The 17246-nt window shown below is 75.5% G+C and carries 7 protein-coding genes; all 7 read left to right on the top strand.

Features of this window, described 5'->3' with window-relative positions; all coding sequences use genetic code 11:
• Positions 1–1575 (top strand): FGGY family carbohydrate kinase, encoded by a 1575-nt coding sequence (locus ACGFWI_RS09570; protein WP_393905368.1) that lies wholly within the window; start codon positions 1–3, stop codon positions 1573–1575.
• The gene (locus ACGFWI_RS09565; RefSeq protein WP_393905367.1) at positions 1568–3082 is read left to right on the top strand and encodes an FGGY-family carbohydrate kinase; all 1515 of its coding nucleotides are present in this window, start codon (positions 1568–1570) and stop codon (positions 3080–3082) included. Before ACGFWI_RS09570 ends, ACGFWI_RS09565 begins: the two co-directional genes overlap by 8 nt.
• A complete protein-coding gene (locus ACGFWI_RS09560; RefSeq protein WP_393905366.1) occupies positions 3079–3705 on the top strand; it encodes a histidine phosphatase family protein in 627 nt (208 codons plus the stop codon). Before ACGFWI_RS09565 ends, ACGFWI_RS09560 begins: the two co-directional genes overlap by 4 nt.
• 77 nt (positions 3706–3782) lie before the next feature.
• A complete protein-coding gene (locus tag ACGFWI_RS09555; protein ID WP_393905365.1) occupies positions 3783–4826 on the top strand; it encodes a 2-hydroxyacid dehydrogenase in 1044 nt (347 codons plus the stop codon).
• Positions 4827–5052: 226 nt separating this feature from the next.
• Positions 5053–12276, top strand: coding sequence for an SDR family NAD(P)-dependent oxidoreductase (locus ACGFWI_RS09550; protein WP_393905364.1), 7224 nt, complete (start codon positions 5053–5055; stop codon positions 12274–12276).
• On the top strand, positions 12269–16936 hold the full coding sequence (locus ACGFWI_RS09545; RefSeq protein ID WP_393905363.1) for a beta-ketoacyl synthase N-terminal-like domain-containing protein: 4668 nt from the start codon (positions 12269–12271) through the stop codon (positions 16934–16936). The genes ACGFWI_RS09550 and ACGFWI_RS09545 overlap by 8 nt, the downstream gene beginning before the upstream one ends.
• Positions 16926–17243, top strand: coding sequence for a phosphopantetheine-binding protein (locus ACGFWI_RS09540; RefSeq protein ID WP_393905362.1), 318 nt, complete (start codon positions 16926–16928; stop codon positions 17241–17243). The genes ACGFWI_RS09545 and ACGFWI_RS09540 overlap by 11 nt, the downstream gene beginning before the upstream one ends.
• Positions 17244–17246 lie beyond the last annotated feature (3 nt).

Genomic DNA, 17246 nt, shown 5'->3' with positions numbered 1-17246 from the left:
ATGTCCGTACTGACCATCGACGTCGGCACCACGGTGATCAAGTCCGTCGTCTTCGATGACGAGGGCACCGAGATCGCCGTCGCCCGCCGGGCCACCGAGGTCCTGCGCCCGCACCCCGGCTGGGCGGAACAGGACATGGACGCCGTCTGGCACGCCGTCGTCCACACCGTCCGCACGGTCCTCGACGGGCTGGCCGACCCGGTCTGGCTGGTGTCCTTCACCGCCCAGGGCGACGGCGCCTGGCTCGTCGACGACCGCGGCCGGCCCACCGGACCCGCCATCCTGTGGTCCGACGGCCGCGCCGGGGAGCTGCTCACCGGCTGGCAGCAAGACGGCGTCCTGGAGGCGGCCTTCCGCCGCAACGGCTCGCTGACCTGCGCCGGGATGCCCAACGCCCTCTTCAGCTGGCTCGCGGCCCACGACCCGGACCGGCTGGCCCGCTCCGCCACCTCGCTCACCGCCGCCGGCTGGCTCTTCCTGCGCTTCACCGGTGTGCGCGCCAGCGATGAATCCGATGCCTCCGCCCCGTTCCTCGACCACGCCACCGGTGACTACGACCCGTACATCCTCGATCTGTTCGGCCTCGGCGGGTACGAGCGGCTGCTGCCCACCGTCCTCGGGGAGTCGCAGCGGATCGCCGAGATCACCGGCGAGGCGGCGGGCGAACTGGGGCTGCCGGCCGGGCTCCCGGTCGTGATGTCCCCCTACGACATCGCCGCCACCGCCCGTGGCGTCGGCGTCGTCAACCCCGGCCAGGCCTGCAGCATCCTCGGGACCACGCTGTGCACCGAGATCGTCCGTACCGACCTCGACACCAGCGGCGAACCGTCCGGTATCCACATCGCCTACCGGGGCCGCGAGCGGGTGCTGCGGGCCTTCCCCACGCTCAACGGCGCCGAGGTGCTCGGCTGGGCGGCGCGGCTGCTCCATCTGCCCGGTCCCCCGGAGCTGGCGCAACTGGCCTTCGAGTCGGAGCCGGGCGCCCGCGGGCTGATGTTCCTGCCGTACCTCTCCCCGGCCGGTGAGCGGGCCCCCTTCCTCGACCCGGGCGCCCGCGGCTCCTTCTGGGGCCTGTCGCTGGAGCACACCCCCGCCGATCTGGCACGCGCCGTCTTCGACGGACTCTCGCTGGTCCTGCGCGACTCGCTGGCCGCCGCCCGTACGGACGTCAGCGAGCTGCGGCTGTGCGGCGGCGGCGCCAACAGCGACGCCTGGTGTGCGCTGATCGCCGATGCCACGGGTGTGCCCACCGCCCGCTCCGGCGACACCGAACTCGGCGCCAAGGGCGCCTTCCTCACCGGCCTGGTCCGCACCGGCGCCGAGACCAGCATGCACAGCGCCGCCGCCAAGTACGTCCGGATGCAGCGCAGTTGGGAGCCCGTGCCGGAACGCGCGGAGTTCTATGCCGCGCTGTACGAGGACTTCCTCGGGTGGCGGGCGCGCGCCCGGGAGGCCGGCTGGCGGGGCGGCGCCGTCTGGCGGGGGAGCGCCCGCCGGCGGGCCGAGGCCCCCGGCCGCCCGACCGAAACCCCCGCCCGCCCCGCCGGCACCACCCCCGGAGGCCCCCGTGACTGATCCGCGCCGCAACGGCGGTACCCCCGCCCCGAGCCTCGACGGCATCTGGCTCGGCCTCGACCTGGGCACCCAGAGCGCGCGCTGCGTCGCCGTCGACGGCACCGGGCAGGTCCTCGCCACCGCCGCCCGCCCGCTCACCGGCCGCCGCGACGGCAACCGGCACGAGCAGGACCCCGAGGAGTGGTGGAGCGCGCTGGCCGCCGCCTGCCGGGAGGCCCTGGGGGGTATCGACACCCGGCGGATCCGCGGTCTGGCGATCGACGGGACCTCCGGAACGATCCTGCTCGCCGACGCCCACGGCACCCCGCTCACCCCCGGGCTGATGTACGACGACGGGCGCGCCGCCGCGCAGGCCGCGGCCGTCAACGCCGCCGGGGAGACGGTCTGGCAGGAGCTGGGCTACCGCAGCATGCAGCCGTCCTGGGCGCTGCCCAAACTCGTCTCCCTGCTGGCGGACACCCCCGCCCTCCGGTCCCGCGTCCGGCTGCTGCACCAGGTCGACCTGGTGACCTGGCGGCTGGCGGGCCACCAGGTCGCCAGCGACGCCAGCCACGCCCTCAAGACCGGCTACCACCTCGTCGAGGAGGGCTGGCCGCACGAGGTGATGGCGGAACTCGGCGTACCCGAGGGCGTGTTGCCCGATGTGGTACGCCCCGGCAGCCCGCTCGGCATCGTGTGCGCCGCCGCGGCCGAGGTCACCGGCATCCCCGAAGGGACCACGATCGTCGCCGGGATGACCGACGGCTGTGCCGCGCAGATCGGCGCCGGGGCGCTCGCGCCGGGCGCCTGGAACTCGGTGCTCGGCACCACCCTCGTCCTCAAGGGAAGCAGCCCGCATCTGGTCCGCGACCCGACGGGCGTCGTCTACTGCCACCGCGGACCGGACGACAACTGGCTGCCGGGCGGCGCCTCCAGCAGCGGCGCCGGGGTCCTCTCCCGGCACTTCCGCGGCGCGGACCTGGACGCGCTCACCGCACAGGCCGCGGCCCTGGACGCGGACGCGGTCGCCTACCCCCTGGTCTCCAGCGGCGGCGAACGCTTCCCCTTCCGCGCCCCCGACGCCGAACCCTTCGTCCTGGGCCAGGTCCCCACCCGGGCCGCCGAATTCCACGCCTGTCTTCTCGGCGTCGCCTGCCTCGAACGGCTCTGCTTCGACTATCTCGACCACCTCGGCGCCCCCGTCGACGGGCCGCTCACCCTCACCGGCGGCGGCGCCCGCAACGCCTACTGGTGCCAGCTGCGCGCCGATGTCCTCGGCCGCCCCGTACGGCTGCCGCACCAGGCCGAGGGCGCGCTCGGCATGGCCGTCCTCGCCGCCACCTCCTCCGGCGCCGGCCTCCAGGAAGCGGCGGCCGCCATGGTCCGCATCGACCGGGAGCTGGCGCCCGCACCTGAGCGCACCGCCCGCTACGCCCCCGTCCATCTCCGCTTCATCGACGCACTCACCCGCCGTGGCTGGCTCGACCAGGCCGTGGCCGACCACGCCCGCAGGAGGGCAGCACCGTGACCGACTTCATCCTCGTACGCCATGGCGAGACCGTCTGGCATGCGGAGAACCGCTACGCCGGCCGCACCGATGTGCCCCTCACCGCCCACGGCCGCGAGCAGGCCGCCGCCCTCGCCACCTGGGCCGCCACCGCCGGCCTCACCGCCGTCGCAAGCTCCCCGCTCTCCCGCGCCCGCCTCACCGCCGCCCCGGCGGCCGACGCCTGCGGCCTCACCGCGCACACCGACGAGCGGCTCTACGAGCTCGACTTCGGCCAGGGCGAGGGCCTGACCAGGGACGATATGCGCCGGCGCTTCCCGGAGCGGCTCGCCGCCTTCCTCGCCGACCCGGTCGAGAACCATCTGCCCGACGGGGAACACCCGCGCCACGCCGCCGAGCGCGCCGCCGACTGCCTCGCCGACCTCGCCCGCGCGGAGCCGCACGGCCGGATCCTGGTCGTCGCGCACTCCACCCTCGTCCGGGTCCTGCTCTGCCATCTGCTGGGCATCCCGCTCGCCGACTACCGCCGGGTGTTCCCCCTGCTGCACAACGGCGCCCTCACCGAGATCCGCATCGAGAACGGGCGCACCGCACTGCTCAGCTTCAACACCCCGGCCCTGGCCCAGGCTCCCGCCCTCCACTGACCGACCGACCCCGGCCCCCGCCCTCCACCGGCCGTCCGGCCACCCGCACCGCACCCGCCCCTCAGGAGAAGCCCCTCATGAGCACCACCGTCCTCGCCGCCGGCAACCACTTCATCCGCCCGAGTCTGTTCACCCGGTCGGTGCACGAGGCCGCCGGGGACGCACCACTGGACGTGCGCGAGATCCAATTCGACTGGCCGCACACCCCTTTCGGGCCGGTCGCCGAGGTCATCGAGGCCTCCGGCAGTGAGGACGAGATGATCGAGGCCCTCCAGGGCGTCGAGATCTGTGTCACCGAGCACGGCCCGCTCACCGAGCGGATCCTCGCCAACTGCCCCGATCTGAAGCTGTTCTGCACCAGCCGCGGCGGCCCGGTCAACGCCAATGTCGAAGCCGCCACCCGGCACGGCGTCGCGGTCTGCTACGCCCCCGGCCGCAACGCCACCGCCACCGCGGAGCACACCCTCACCCTGCTGCTGGCCGCCGCCCGCGGCGTCGGCGACACCCACACCGATCTGCGCAGCGGCGTCTGGCGTGGCGACTACTACGACTTCGACAACTGCGGCATCGAGATCGACGGCACCACCGTCGGGCTGATCGGGTTCGGCGCCATCGGCAGCCGGGTCGCCAAGGTCCTTACCGCCATGGGCGCCCAGGTCCTCGTCCACGACCCCTACGTCCGCCCCGAGGCGCTGACCGGCCTCGCCGAGCAGGTCTCTCTGGACGCACTGCTGACCCGCTCCCGCATCGTCTCCCTGCACGCCAGGGTCACCGAGGAGACCACGGGCATGATCGGACGCAAGGAGATCGCCGCGATGCCCCGTGGCGCGATCCTGGTCAACTGTGCCCGCGGTGCGCTCCTCGACTACGACGCGGTCTGCGACGCCCTGGACTCCGGACAGCTCTCCGGCGCCGGCTTCGACGTCTTCCCCGAAGAACCGCTGCCCGCCGGCTCCCGCCTGCTGACCGCCCCCGGCGTCGTGCTCACCCCGCATATCGCGGGCGGCAGCCAGGAAGTCGCGCACAAGGCGGCACGGATCGTCGCCGCCGAGGTCGGCCGCTATCTGCGGGGCGAGCCGCTGGTGCACTGCGCCAACCCTGGTGTATTTCAGGCCAGTTGAGACATCGGGAATCGGTCGCCCGGGGCGCGTCCGCCGAGGTGCCGGGGAGGTGGCGGAGGTGGAACAGCACTTTTGTGACCTTGGCGGAATCAACTACTGCCTGATGCACGTGCGTTGACAGTGCATGGGGGTGGCTCCACCATGCAACGCGGCATCAGCGGGCTGACCGCTGGTTACCGCAGGTGGCAGTGGTAAAGCGTGTCCGCCCCCAGCAGAAGGAGCGCCCGTGGCCCCCTGGCCCCCTCTCCCCGGCACCCCCTTTTCCGGTTCTGGTGACCCCGGTTCCCGGCCCGCCGGCTCCACCGGTCCCGGCCTCGCCGCCGCCGCGCCCCCTCGCCCGGAAACCGCCGGCCGGGACCTCGTCGTCGCGCTCTCGCCCTTCGAGGAGCCGGGCGAGCGGATCGTCGTGGCGGCCGAACGCGCGGGCGCGCTCGGCCTGCTGGACCTGGGCCGGGACGCCGAAGCCGCCCGCGACGCGCTCGCCCGGACAGGGCGATTACGTCACGGAGTGCGGGTACCGGTGGGGTGTCCGCTCACGCCCGCCGACCTGCCCGATGGGGTCGACACCGTGCTGCTCGCCGACCCGCGGGCGTACGCCGCCACCGGCCCGAGGGCGGTCCCCGGGCCGGACGACTGGGCCGGCAGCGGGCGGCGCCGGGTATGGGCCGAGATCACCACCCCCGAGGAGGCCGCGGCGGCGTGTGCCGCCGGCGCCACCGCGCTCGTCGCCCGGGGCCATGAGTCGGGCGGCCGGGTGGGCGAACTCACCACCTGTGTCCTGCTGCAGCGCGTACTGGCCGACCCGTCCGTGACGGTGCCCGTGCTCGCCGCCGGGGGGATCGGCCCGCACACCGCCGCCGCGGCCGTCGCCGGCGGAGCGGCCGGGGTGCTGCTCGACTCCCAGCTCGCGCTGACCACCGAGGGGGCGGCCCGGCTGCCCCGCGCGGTCGCCGACGCGATCCGGGCCATGGACGGCAGCGAGACCACGCTCATCGCGGGCCACCGGGTCCTCACCCGCCCGGACCTCGGCACTCCCGCGGCGGCCGCGGACACCGCAGGCGACCGCGCCGGGACCGCCGCGGCGGACGCCGGTCCCGTCCGCGTCGCCGCTCTCCTCGGCGCCCGGGACCTGCACACCCAGCTGCTCCCCATCGGGCAGGACGGGGCGTTCGCCGCCCGGCTCGCCGCGCGGCACCGCACCACCGGCGGTCTCGTGCAGGCGGTGCGGTCCGCCCTCACGGAACACCTCGCCGCCGCGGCGCGCACCCGGCCGCTCGCGCCGCGCCCCGGAGCCCGTCATCTTCCCGTGGCCCAGGGGCCGATGACCCGGGTCAGCGATGTGTCCGCCTTCGCCGCCGCCGTCGCCGCCGAGGGCGGACTGCCCTTCCTCGCCCTCGCCGTCATGGACGGCGAGCAGGTGCGCCGGCTGCTGGCCGAGACCGCCGAGCGGCTGGGCGAGCGGCCCTGGGGCGTCGGCCTGCTGGGCTTCGCACCGCCGGAGCTGCGGAGTCAACAGCTGGCCGCCGTGGCCGAGTTCGCCCCCGAGTACGCACTGATCGCCGGTGGCCGGCCCGCCCAGGCCGCGCCTCTCGAAGCGGCCGGGACACGGACGTATCTCCATGTCCCGGCGCCCGGCCTGCTGGAGCGCTACCTCGCCGAAGGCGCCCGGAGATTCGTCTTCGAAGGGCAGGAGTGCGGTGGTCACATCGGCCCCCGCGCCAGCTTCCCGCTGTGGGAGGAGCAGATCGAGCGGCTGACCGCCCACACCCGGACGCACGGCGGGACGGCCGAGGACCTGGACCTGCTCTTCGCGGGCGGCATCCACGACGCCACCTCCGCCGCCATGGCCGCCGCCGCCGCGGCCCCGCTCGCCGAGCTCGGCGCCCGCATCGGTGTCCTGATGGGCACCGCCTACCTCTTCACCCAGGAGGCCGTGGCCACCGGCGCCGTACTCCCGGGCTTCCACGACACCGCGCTGGCCTGCGACCGGACCGTACTGCTGCGGACCGCACCGGGTCATGCCACACGGTGCGCCGAGACCGCCTACGCCGAGGAGTTCGCGGCCGCCGAACGACGCCTCACCGAGCAGGGCACGGACCCGCGAGCACGGTGGGAGGAGCTGGAGCGGCGCAACCTCGGACGGCTGCGCCTGGCGAGCAAGGGGCTGCGCCACACGGACGGCGGGCGGCCCGCGCCGGCGGGGGAGCGGGAACAGCGCCGGGAGGGCCTCTACATGCTGGGCCAGGTCGCCACCGCCCGCAGCGCCGCCACCACTGTCGCCGCGCTGCACACGGCCGTGACCGAGGGGGCCACCGCGCAGCTCACGGCACGGGCCGAGCGGTTCAGGACCCCCGACGGGCCTCAGGACCCCTACCGGGGGCGGGAGGCGGAGCCGCTGGACATCGCCATCGTCGGGATGGCGTGCTGCTACCCCGGAGCGGCCGACACCGCCCGATTCTGGTCCAATGTCGTCGCCGGCGTCGACTCCGTCACCGAGGTCCCCGCCGAGCGCTGGGACACCGGTACGTACCACGACCCGGACCCCGCGCGGGCGGGCGAACGCACCCCGTCGCGCTGGGGCGGCTTCCTGCCCGCCATCCCCTTCGACGCCCTCGCCCACGGCATCCCCCCGGCCTCCCTCACCGGCATCGATCCAGTGCAGCTGCTCGCCCTCGAAACGGCCGCCAAGGCCCTGGCGGACGCCGGATACGCCGAGCGCGACTTCGACCGCGCCCGCACCAGCGTCGTCTTCGGCGCCGAGGCGGGCACCGAACTGGCGGGCGCCTACGGCCTGCGCGCGCTGCACCCTGCCTACCTGGGAGAACTGCCGCCCGAGCTCGACGCCGAACTGCCCCGCCTGACCGAGGACTCCTTCCCCGGCGTGCTCGCCAACGTCATCGCCGGACGCATCGCGAGCCGGCTCGACCTGGGCGGCGCCAACTGCACCGTGGACGCCGCCTGCGCCTCCTCGCTCGCCGCACTCGACCTGGCTTGCCGTCAACTGCGCGACCATGACAGCGACATGGCGCTGTGCGGCGGCGCCGATGTGCACAACGGCATCAACGACTACCTGATGTTCGCGTCCGTGCGCGCCCTGTCGCCCACCGGCCGCTGCCGCCCCTTCGACGCCGCGGCCGACGGCATCGCGCTCGGCGAGGGCGTCGGCGTTCTGGTCCTCAAGCGGCTCGCGGACGCCGAGCGCGACGGCGACCGGATCTACGCGGTCGTCAAGGCGGTCGGCACCTCCAGCGACGGGCGCTCCCTCGGGCTGACCGCACCCCGGCCCGAGGGCCAGCGGCGGGCCCTCGAACGCGCCTACCGACGCGCCGGGATCAGCCCCGCACAGGTCGGTCTCATCGAAGCCCACGGCACCGGAACGGTCGTCGGCGACACCGCCGAACTCGGCGTGCTCACCGACGTGTTCGAGGCAGCGGGCGCCGCCCCCGGCAGCTGCACACTGGGCTCGGTCAAGTCGCAGATCGGACACACCAAGTGCGCGGCCGGCCTGGCCGGTCTCATCAAGGCCGCGCGCGCCGTACACACGGGCGTCCGGCCGCCGACCCTGCATCTGACCCGGCCGGCCGCGGACACCGGCCCGTTCCGCTTCGACGCCGCAAGCGCCCGTCCCTGGCCGGTCCCCGTGGGGCGGCGCATCGCGGGGGTGAGCGCCTTCGGCTTCGGGGGCACCAACTACCATGCCGTGCTGGCCGGTTACGAGGGTGCTCCCGAGCCCGCCCACGCCCTGACGCACTGGCCCGCCGAGCTCTTCTGCTTCCGGGGGGCCGACCGTCCCGCCGCTGTCCGGGCCATGGAGCGCCTCGCCGCGCGACTGGCGGACAACGACGCCGCCGGGCGGCCGTGGCCGCTGCGCGACCTGGCCGCCGAGACCGCGTCGGCCACCGGCCCGGTCCAGGTCTGTGTGGTGGCCGACGACCTCGACGATCTCGCCGCCAAGCTGGCCGCCGCCCGCCGGTCCGACGCCGCCGAGGGCGTGTATCCGCGCCGGCCGGACGCCGATCCCGGGCTGGTCTCCTTCCTCTTCCCCGGACAGGGGAGCCAACGGCCCGGAATGCTCGGCGAGTTGTTCCTCGCCTTCCCCGCGCTGCGCGGCCTCCTCGATGACGCCGATCCGGAGTGGGTCGCGGCCATGTTCCCGCCCACCGCCTTCACCGCCGAGCGGCGGGCCGCCCAGCAGGCCGCCCTCACCGACACCCGCGTCGCCCAGCCGGCGCTCGGCCTCGCCTCCGCCGCCGCGCACCGGCTGCTCAGCACCCTCGGCGTGCGCCCCGACTGCACGGCGGGGCACTCCTACGGCGAGCTGACCGCACTGTGGGCCGCGGGCGCCTACGACACCGGGACGCTGCTCCGGCTCAGCGCCCGCCGCGGCGAGGCGATCCTCGGAGCTGCCGGGGACGACCCCGGGGCGATGGCCGCCGTCGTGGCCACTCCGGCGCGGGTAACGAACCTGACCCACGGTGCCGGGGTCGTCGTCGCCAATCACAATGCGCCCGAACAGTGCGTGATCTCGGGGCCCACGGACGCCGTGGAAGCGGCCGTGGCGGCTCTGCGCACGGCCGGCGTGCAGGCGCGACGCCTGCCGGTGGCCTGTGCCTTCCACAGCCCGCAACTCGCCGCCGCCCGCGAGACGCTCGCCGCCGAACTGTCCGCGGCACAGGTGTCCGCGCCCGCCTTCCCCGTCTGGTCCGGCGCCACCGCACGCCCCTACGACCGCGAGGCGTCCGCCGTACGCGCCACACTGGCCGGCCAGGTCGCCGCGCCCGTGCGCTTCGTGGACCAGATCGAGAACATGTACGCGGCCGGGGTGCGCACCTTTGTGGAGGCCGGGCCCGGCCGGGTGCTCACCGGCCTCGTCGGGCACATCCTGGACGGGCGGCCGCACACGGCCGTGGCGCTGGATGTCCCGGGCGAGCCGGGACTGGCCCGGCTGCCGCACGTCCTGGCCCGGCTCGCCGCGGCCGGGGTCCCGATCGACCCGGAGGCTCTGTTCCACGGGCGCACGGAGACACTGCCCCCGGCCGCACCCCGCCGCCCGGGATGGCTGGTCGACGGGCATCTGGTGCGCACCGCCGACGGCGCCTGTCTGCCGGGCGGGCTGCGCCCGGCGCGACGGGTGGACACCCGGCGGGGCGGCGAGGGGGCGACACCCGAAGGCGGTGCCGCACCCGGTGACTTCGCCCGGCAGGATGCGGTGCTGGAGTATCTGCGGGCCTCGCGCGAGCTCGTCGCCGCCCAACGGGACGTCGTGCTGCGGTATTTGGGGGAAACAGGGGAGACAGGGGAGGCAGGGGAGGCAGGGGAGGCAGGGGAGGCAGGGGAGGAGACCGCGGGCGCACCGCCGATGCCCGTCCCGGAGCGGGCGGTCGCCCCGTCGTACACCGCAGCCGTCGGATCCGGAGCCGGGGCGGTGGCCGGTGCCGCCGTCGGGCAGGAGCCCGTCACCGCGGCACGGCGTCTGCGTCCCGAGGAACTCCTGGATGCCGTACGGGAGATCATCCACACCCGCACCGGTTATCCGCACGAGATGCTCGACGCCGGGCTCGACCTGGAGGCCGACCTTTCGGTGGACTCCATCAAGCGGGTGGAGATCATCGGTGCGCTGGCCGACCGGATCGGACTGCCGCAGGACGCCGACGGGGCCACGGAGTCGGCGGTGGAACAGCTCGCCCGGGTGAAGACCATCCGCGGCATCGTCGACTGGATCGCCGCCGCCCACACCGAGCCGGCACCGGCGGCCCCGTCCTCATCCGAGTCCGTACCGGCCCCCGCCCTGCCCGAGCCCGCACCGGCCCACTCGCTGTCCGAACCCGCACCGGCTCCGGCCTCCTCCGCGCCAGGAACGGCCCCCGCCGCCCCCGGGCCCGCACCGGCCGCGCCGTTGCGGCCCGCGGTATCCGCTCCCGCGCCGCCCGTCACCGCGAACCCGCCGGCCGAGGGCGAGGCCGAGGGCGTGCCCGTGCCGCATCGCCCCACCCGATACCTGGTCCAGATCGCGCCCCTCGGACCGCCCGCGAGCCGGCCGCCCGCCGAGGTGGTGGCGGGCAGCGACTTCGCCGTGGTGGAGGACGGGCAGGGCGTGGCGCTCGCCCTCACCGCCCTCCTGGAGAGCCATGGAGCCCGGGTACGCACCGTCCCCGCCGAGCGGCTGGCCGAGGTCAGCGCGGACGGGGTGGGCGGACTGGTGGACCTCAGCGCCCTGCGGGCGGGCCGCGGTGCCGTACTGCCCGGCCAGTACGCGGGGCTGCGCACCGCCCTGACCGGCGGGGCCCGGTGGCTGCTGTTGGCCACCGCGGCCGGCGGCAGCTTCGGCCAGGACACCACCGAGGACGCTCCCGACCCCCTGCCCGGCGCCGGGCTGCGCGGCTTCGCCCGTACGGCAGCCCTCGAATACCCCGACGTTCTGATCCGCGCCGTGGACATCGACCCCAAGGACCGCCCCGAACGCATCGCGGCCCACCTCCTCGCCGAACTCTGCGCCCCCGGCGAACCGGTCGTCGTCGGCCGTACCAACGGCACCCGCACCACCCTGCGCACCGTTCCCACGCCGCTGCCCCACGGCCGGCCCGCCACCGGCCGGCCACCGCTCGGCGCCGGCTCCGTGGTGCTGCTGACCGGCGGCGCGCGCGGCATCACCGCCCGTACCGCTCACGCCCTGGCCCGCGCCCACGGCTGCCACATCGAACTCCTCGGGCGCACGCCCCTGGAGGAGACCCCCGAGGACCCGGCGCTCGTGCATGCCCACGACCGCATCGCGCTGCGCGCCGCGCTCATCGCCCAAGGGCTGCGCAGACCGGCGGAGATCGAGGCGGCGGCCACCCGTGTCCTGGCCCGCCGGGAGATCACCGGCACCCTCGCCGCCCTGGAACCGCTCGCCGCTTCCGTGCGCTACCACGCGGCCGATGTCACCGACGCGGACGCCGTGCGCGCCGTGGCGCGGGACATCCGGGACCGGCACGGCCGCCTCGACGGGATCGTGCACGGCGCGGGAACCCTGGAGGACAAGCTGCTGCGGGACAAGGACCCGGCCTCCTTCGCCCGGGTCTTCGCCACCAAGGTCGACGGCGCCCGTCATCTCCTGTCGGCCGCCGGTGACGACACGGGCCTCCTCGTCCTCTTCGGCAGCGTCGCCGGGGTCTTCGGCAACCGCGGCCAGGCCGACTACGCCGCCGCCAACGACGCCCTGGACACCCTCGCCAGGCACTGGTCGGCCCGTACGGCGGGCCGCGTCCTCGCCGTCGACTGGGGGCCGTGGGCGGCCGACGGCGGCGGCATGGTCACCCCGGAGCTGGCACGCGCCTACGCCCGCCGCGGCATCCCGCTCCTGGACCCCGACGCCGCGGTCGCCGCCTTGCTGGACGAACTGGCCCACGGCTCCTCGGCCCAGGTCGTCCTGGCGGCGGGGGCGGGCGGGGAGGTGGCGGGCGATGAGTGAGACCGGTGCCCGGCGGACCGGCCCCCGCCCCACGGACGCCGCGATCGTCGGCATGGGGGCGCTCTTCCCCGGCGCCGCTGATCTCGCCGCGTACCGGCGCAACCTGCTGGCCGGTACGGACTGCATCACCGATGTGCCGCCCGGCCGCTGGGACCCGGAGATCTACTACGACCCGCACGGCGCCGAGGGCCCCGTCCGCAGCGACCGCTTCTACTGCCGGCGGGGCGGTTTCCTGGACGAGCCGGCCGCCTTCGACCCCACCCGCTTCGGCATCATGCCCGCCACCGTCCCGGGTGCCGAGCCCGACCAACTGCTCGCGCTGCACGTCATCGCCGACGCCATCGCCGACGCGGGCGGCCAGGAGCGGCTGCCCGCCGACCGCTCCCGCATCGGCGTCATCCTCGGCCGCGGCGGCTTCATGGGCGTGGCCACCGCCCGGCTCGACCAGCGGGTCCGCACGGCCCACCAGCTCGCCGTCACCCTGCGCGAACTCGCCCCGGAACTGGGGGAGTCGAAGATCTCCGCCGTACGGGAAGCCTTCCAGGAGAGCCTCGGCCCGGAGCGTCCGGAGGCGTCCATCGGCCTGGTGCCCAGCTTCACCGCCGCCCGGACCGCCAACCGGCTGGACTTCCGCGGGCCCGCCTACACTCTGGACGCGGCCTGCGCCTCCTCGCTGCTGGCCGTGGCACAGGCCGTCGATCTGCTGGCCGCCGGGCGCTGCGACATCGTGGTCGCCGGAGCCGTGCACCACTGCCATATCGCCACCCTCTGGAGCGTCTTCACCCAGCTGCGCGCCCTCAGCCCCACCCAGTGCATCCGCCCCTTCGACCGCCGGGCCGACGGCACGCTGCTGTCCGAGGGCACCGGCGTCGTCCTCCTCAAACGCCTGGCCGAAGCGGAACGCGACGGGGACCGGGTGTACGCGGTCCTCCGCGGGACGGGGGTGGCGGGGGACGGGCGGGCATCGAGCCTGATGAATCCCCGGACGGAGGGGCAGATACGGGCGCTGGAGCAGGCCTGGGGCAGCGCCGGCCTCGACCCCGAACACCCCACCGCGCTCGGCCTGCTGGAGGCGCACGGCACCGGGACCCCGGTCGGTGACGGCGCCGAACTCGACACCCTGGCCCGGGTGTTCGGGCCGCCCGGCGCGGGCCGGGCGCCGGTCGGGCTGGGCTCGGTGAAGTCGATGCTCGGCCACACCATGCAGGCCGCCGGCATCGCCGGACTGATCAAGGCCGCCCTTGCCGTCCACCACCGGACCCTGCCGCCGACCCTGCACCTGGACGAGCCGCACGAGGGCCTGGCCCGGACCCGGATGCGTCCGGTCACCGAGGCCGAGCCCTGGGACGCCGGACGCGCACCCTTACGGGCCGGTGTCAACGCCTTCGGCTTCGGCGGGATCAACGCCCACGCCATCCTGGAAGAAGCCCCGGGGCGCCGGAGCGCCGGAGCGCCGCCCGTGCCCCGTCACTCCCCGCTGCGGACGGCGGAGCCGGAGCGCACCGTCCTCCTCACCGCGGACTCGCCCGGCGAACTGGCGGAGAAATTACGGAACATGGGAGACGGGGACGGGGGCACGGGCGTCCCCGCGGACGACGGGCCCTGCCGCCTGGCCCTCCTCGACCCCACCCCGCAGCGCCGCGCCCTGGCCGCCAAGATCCTTGCGCGCGGAGTGCCCTGGCGCGGACGCGGCGAGGTGTGGTTCACCCCGAGCCCCTTCTTCGGGCCGTACGCCCGGGAGGCGGGCGCGCAGCTGGCTTTCGTCTTCCCGGGACTGGAAGCCGAACCACCGCCGCGGGTGGACGACCTCGCCGAGCTGATGTCCCTGCCGCGCCCCGCGGTCTCCGGCGGCAGCGGCCTGGTCGAACGGGCCGTCGACTCCCTCGCCGTCGGCCGGCTGCTCGCACGCGCCCTTGCCGAACTGGGCATCGCCCCCGATCTGCTGACCGGCCACAGCCTGGGCGAGTGGACGGCCATGGTGGTCGCCGGAATGTATCCGCCGCAGGCCGTGGACACCTTCCTCGACTCGCTGCGGCCCGGCTCCCTCGCCGTACCCGATCTGGTGTACGCGGCCCTGGGCTGCGGTGTCGTACAAGCGCAGGCGGCGCTGGAAGGCCTGGAGCAGGTCGCGGTCAGCCACGACAACTGCCCGCACCAGTCGGTGATCTGCGGAGCTCCGCGGCAGCTGGCCGAGGCCGTCCGCAGACTCGCCGGTCAGGGCGTACGGGCTCAGGAGATGCCGTTCCGCTCCGGCTTCCACACGCCGATGTGGGCGCCCTACCTCGACCAGGCCGGCGCCGCATTCGACGCCCTGCCGCTGCGGGACCCGCACCTGCCCGTCTGGTCGGCCACGACCGTCGCACCCTTCCCCGAAGACGCCTCGACGGTACGTGCGTTGGTGCTGCGGCACCTACTGGAACCGGTCCGCTTCCGGCAACTGACCCGCCGGCTGTACGAGACGGGGGTACGCGCCTTCGTCCAGATCGGCGCCGGCAGCCTGACCGGCTTCGTCGGCGACACCCTCCACGGTGCGGACCATCTCGCCGTGGCGGCGGCCGACGCCCGCGGCGACGGAAGGACGCAACTGCTCCGGCTGGCCGCCGCGTTGTGGGCCGAGGGGCTGAACCCGCGCTGGGAGCGGCTGGCGCCTCCCGTCGGCGCCGCCCCGGCCGTGGACCGGGCCACGGTCCCGGAGGGAGCCGGCGCACCGGTCCAGCTCGACCTCGGCTCGCCGCTGGTCCGCCTCGGCGGCGCGGCGCCGGGCGGTCGGCTTTTCGCGCCCGCGGACCCACCCCCACCCCCGAACCCACCCCCCGCCCCCTCCCCCGAAGGGGGAGGAGGGGGAGGGGCCGGGGGAGCGCTGCCGCACCCCCGCCCGCCCGCCGCGGAACCCGTCCGGCAGGCCCTGGACGCCCTCCTCGCCGAAACCCGGGCCGCCACCCGCACGGTCGCCGCCGCAGCCGCCCGCCCGACCCCGGCCCCGGCCCCGGGCCCCCGCCGCACCGCCGGGCCGGCCCCGGCACCAGGCTCCCGCCCCACCACCAGCCCGGGTCCGGCACCGGGCCCCCGCCCCACCACCAGCCCGGCCCCGGGCCCCCGCCGCACCGTCCGCCACCTCTCCCTCGGCACCCTCCCGTACGTCCGCGACCACTGCGTCTACCTCCAGCCCGACGACTGGCCGGAGCCCGCCGACCGCTTCCCCGTCGTGCCCATGACCACACTGCTGGAACTGGCCGCCGAGGCGGCCCATGAGGCACGGCCCGGACACACCGTCACCGGCTACTCCGACGTACGGGCCCTGCGCTGGCTGCCCGTCGCCCCGCCCGTCGACCTGGCCGTCACCGCCACCCCTGCCGACGACGGCCGCGTACGGGTGGCCCTCGGGGACCACGCGGCCGTCACCGTTCACCTCGCGGCACACCACCCGGCTCCGCCGCCGCCCGACACCGCGGCTCTGACGTCCTGCCGACCGGCGCCCGTGAGCGCCGAGGCCCTCTACCGGGACCGGTGGATGTTCCACGGCCCGGCGTTCGCCGGGGTCCACGAGGTCAGCACGCTCGCCGCCGACGGCATCCGCGGAACGCTGCGCGCACTGCCCGCGCCCGGCGCACTCCTGGACGCCGCCGGCCAGCTCCTCGGGCACTGGATGCAACTGCAACTGACCGGTGACCGGCTGGTCTTCCCCGCGACTCTGGACCGCGTACGGCTCTACGGGCCCCCGCCCCGCGAGGGCGCGCTGCTGGCGGCCACCGCCCGGATTCGTGAGGTACGGCCCGGCTCGGTGCGCGGTGATGTGGAGCTGCGCGGCGCCGACGGCGGCGTATGGGCGCGGCTGGAGGGCTGGACGTACCGGCGCTTCGGGGCGGACGAGCGGGTGTGGCCGATGAAGTTCACCCCGGAGGTGTGCGGCATCGGCGAACCCCGGCCGGGCGGCTGGTGTCTGGCCCGGCGCCGCTGGACGGACCCGGCCTCGCAGGAGCTGGTCATGCGCCGCTATCTGGGCGCGGCCGAGCGCGCACGCTACGAACGGTGCGCACCGCGCGCCCGCGCGGCCTGGCTGCTGGGCCGGATCGCCGCCAAGGACGCGGTCCGTGAGCTGCTGTGGGAGTCGGGAGCCGGGCCCGTCTTCCCCGCCGAGGTGGCCGTCGGCAACGACCACCACGGCCGCCCCGGGCCCGAGGGCCCGCTCACCGCCGGCATCCATCTCTCGCTCGCGCACAAGGACCATGTCGCCGTCGCCCTCGCCCACCGTTCGGGCCCCGTCGGCATCGACATCGAACCGGTCACCGACGATCCGCAGGCCCTCGAACGGATCGCCCTCACCCCGGCCGAACGCCGCCTGGCGGACGGCCTCCAGGCCCGGGAGGCAACCGGGGGCACCGGCCGTGCCTACTGGCTCACCGCGTTGTGGTGCGCCAAGGAGGCCGCGGCCAAGGCGGCGGGCAGCGGGCTCGGCGGCCGGCCGCTGGAGTGGGCCGTGACGGCCGCACCGGGCGGCGCGCTCCAGGTGGTCTCCCCGGACGGCCGGCACCACCTCGTCCACCTCGACTCCGTCCACGACCTGTCCGCGCGCCATGTCGTCGCCTGGACCGGGCCGCCGCCCGAGGACGGTACGGGCACCGACACCCCCACTTCCACGGAGGCCACCCATGGCAGCTGACCCGTTCCCCGAGCGCACCGGGGCGATCCTGGCCGAGATCACCGACATGCTGGTGAGCGTCGTCGGCGACGAGCTGCTCGTCGTCGGCGAGATCACCCCCGCGACCACCTTCAACGACGATCTGGCGCTGGAGAGCATCGAGTTCGTCGCGCTCGCCGAGCTGCTGCAACAGCGCTACGGCAGCTCGGTGGACCTCCTCGGTCTCCTCGCGGAGAAGGACATCGACCAGATCCTGGCCATGACGGTCGGCGAACTCGCCGCCCATATCGACCGGGTCACCGCCGCCGACCAGGCCTGCGCGGGCTGAGCG

Origin of the sequence: Streptomyces sp. NPDC048434 (assembly GCF_043200375.1) — a bacterium.
Lineage (GTDB): Bacteria > Actinomycetota > Actinomycetes > Streptomycetales > Streptomycetaceae > Streptomyces.
The sequence above is the reverse complement of the archived record's forward strand: the minus strand, read 5'-3'. Positions and strand labels throughout refer to the sequence as shown.

Coding starts and splice junctions, on each gene's coding strand:
- ACGFWI_RS09570 (WP_393905368.1), top strand. CDS start 1: ATGTCCGTACTGACCATCGACGTCGGCACCACGGTGATCAAGTCCGTC.
- ACGFWI_RS09555 (WP_393905365.1), top strand. CDS start 3,783: ATGAGCACCACCGTCCTCGCCGCCGGCAACCACTTCATCCGCCCGAGT.
- ACGFWI_RS09540 (WP_393905362.1), top strand. CDS start 16,926: ATGGCAGCTGACCCGTTCCCCGAGCGCACCGGGGCGATCCTGGCCGAG.
- ACGFWI_RS09545 (WP_393905363.1), top strand. CDS start 12,269: ATGAGTGAGACCGGTGCCCGGCGGACCGGCCCCCGCCCCACGGACGCC.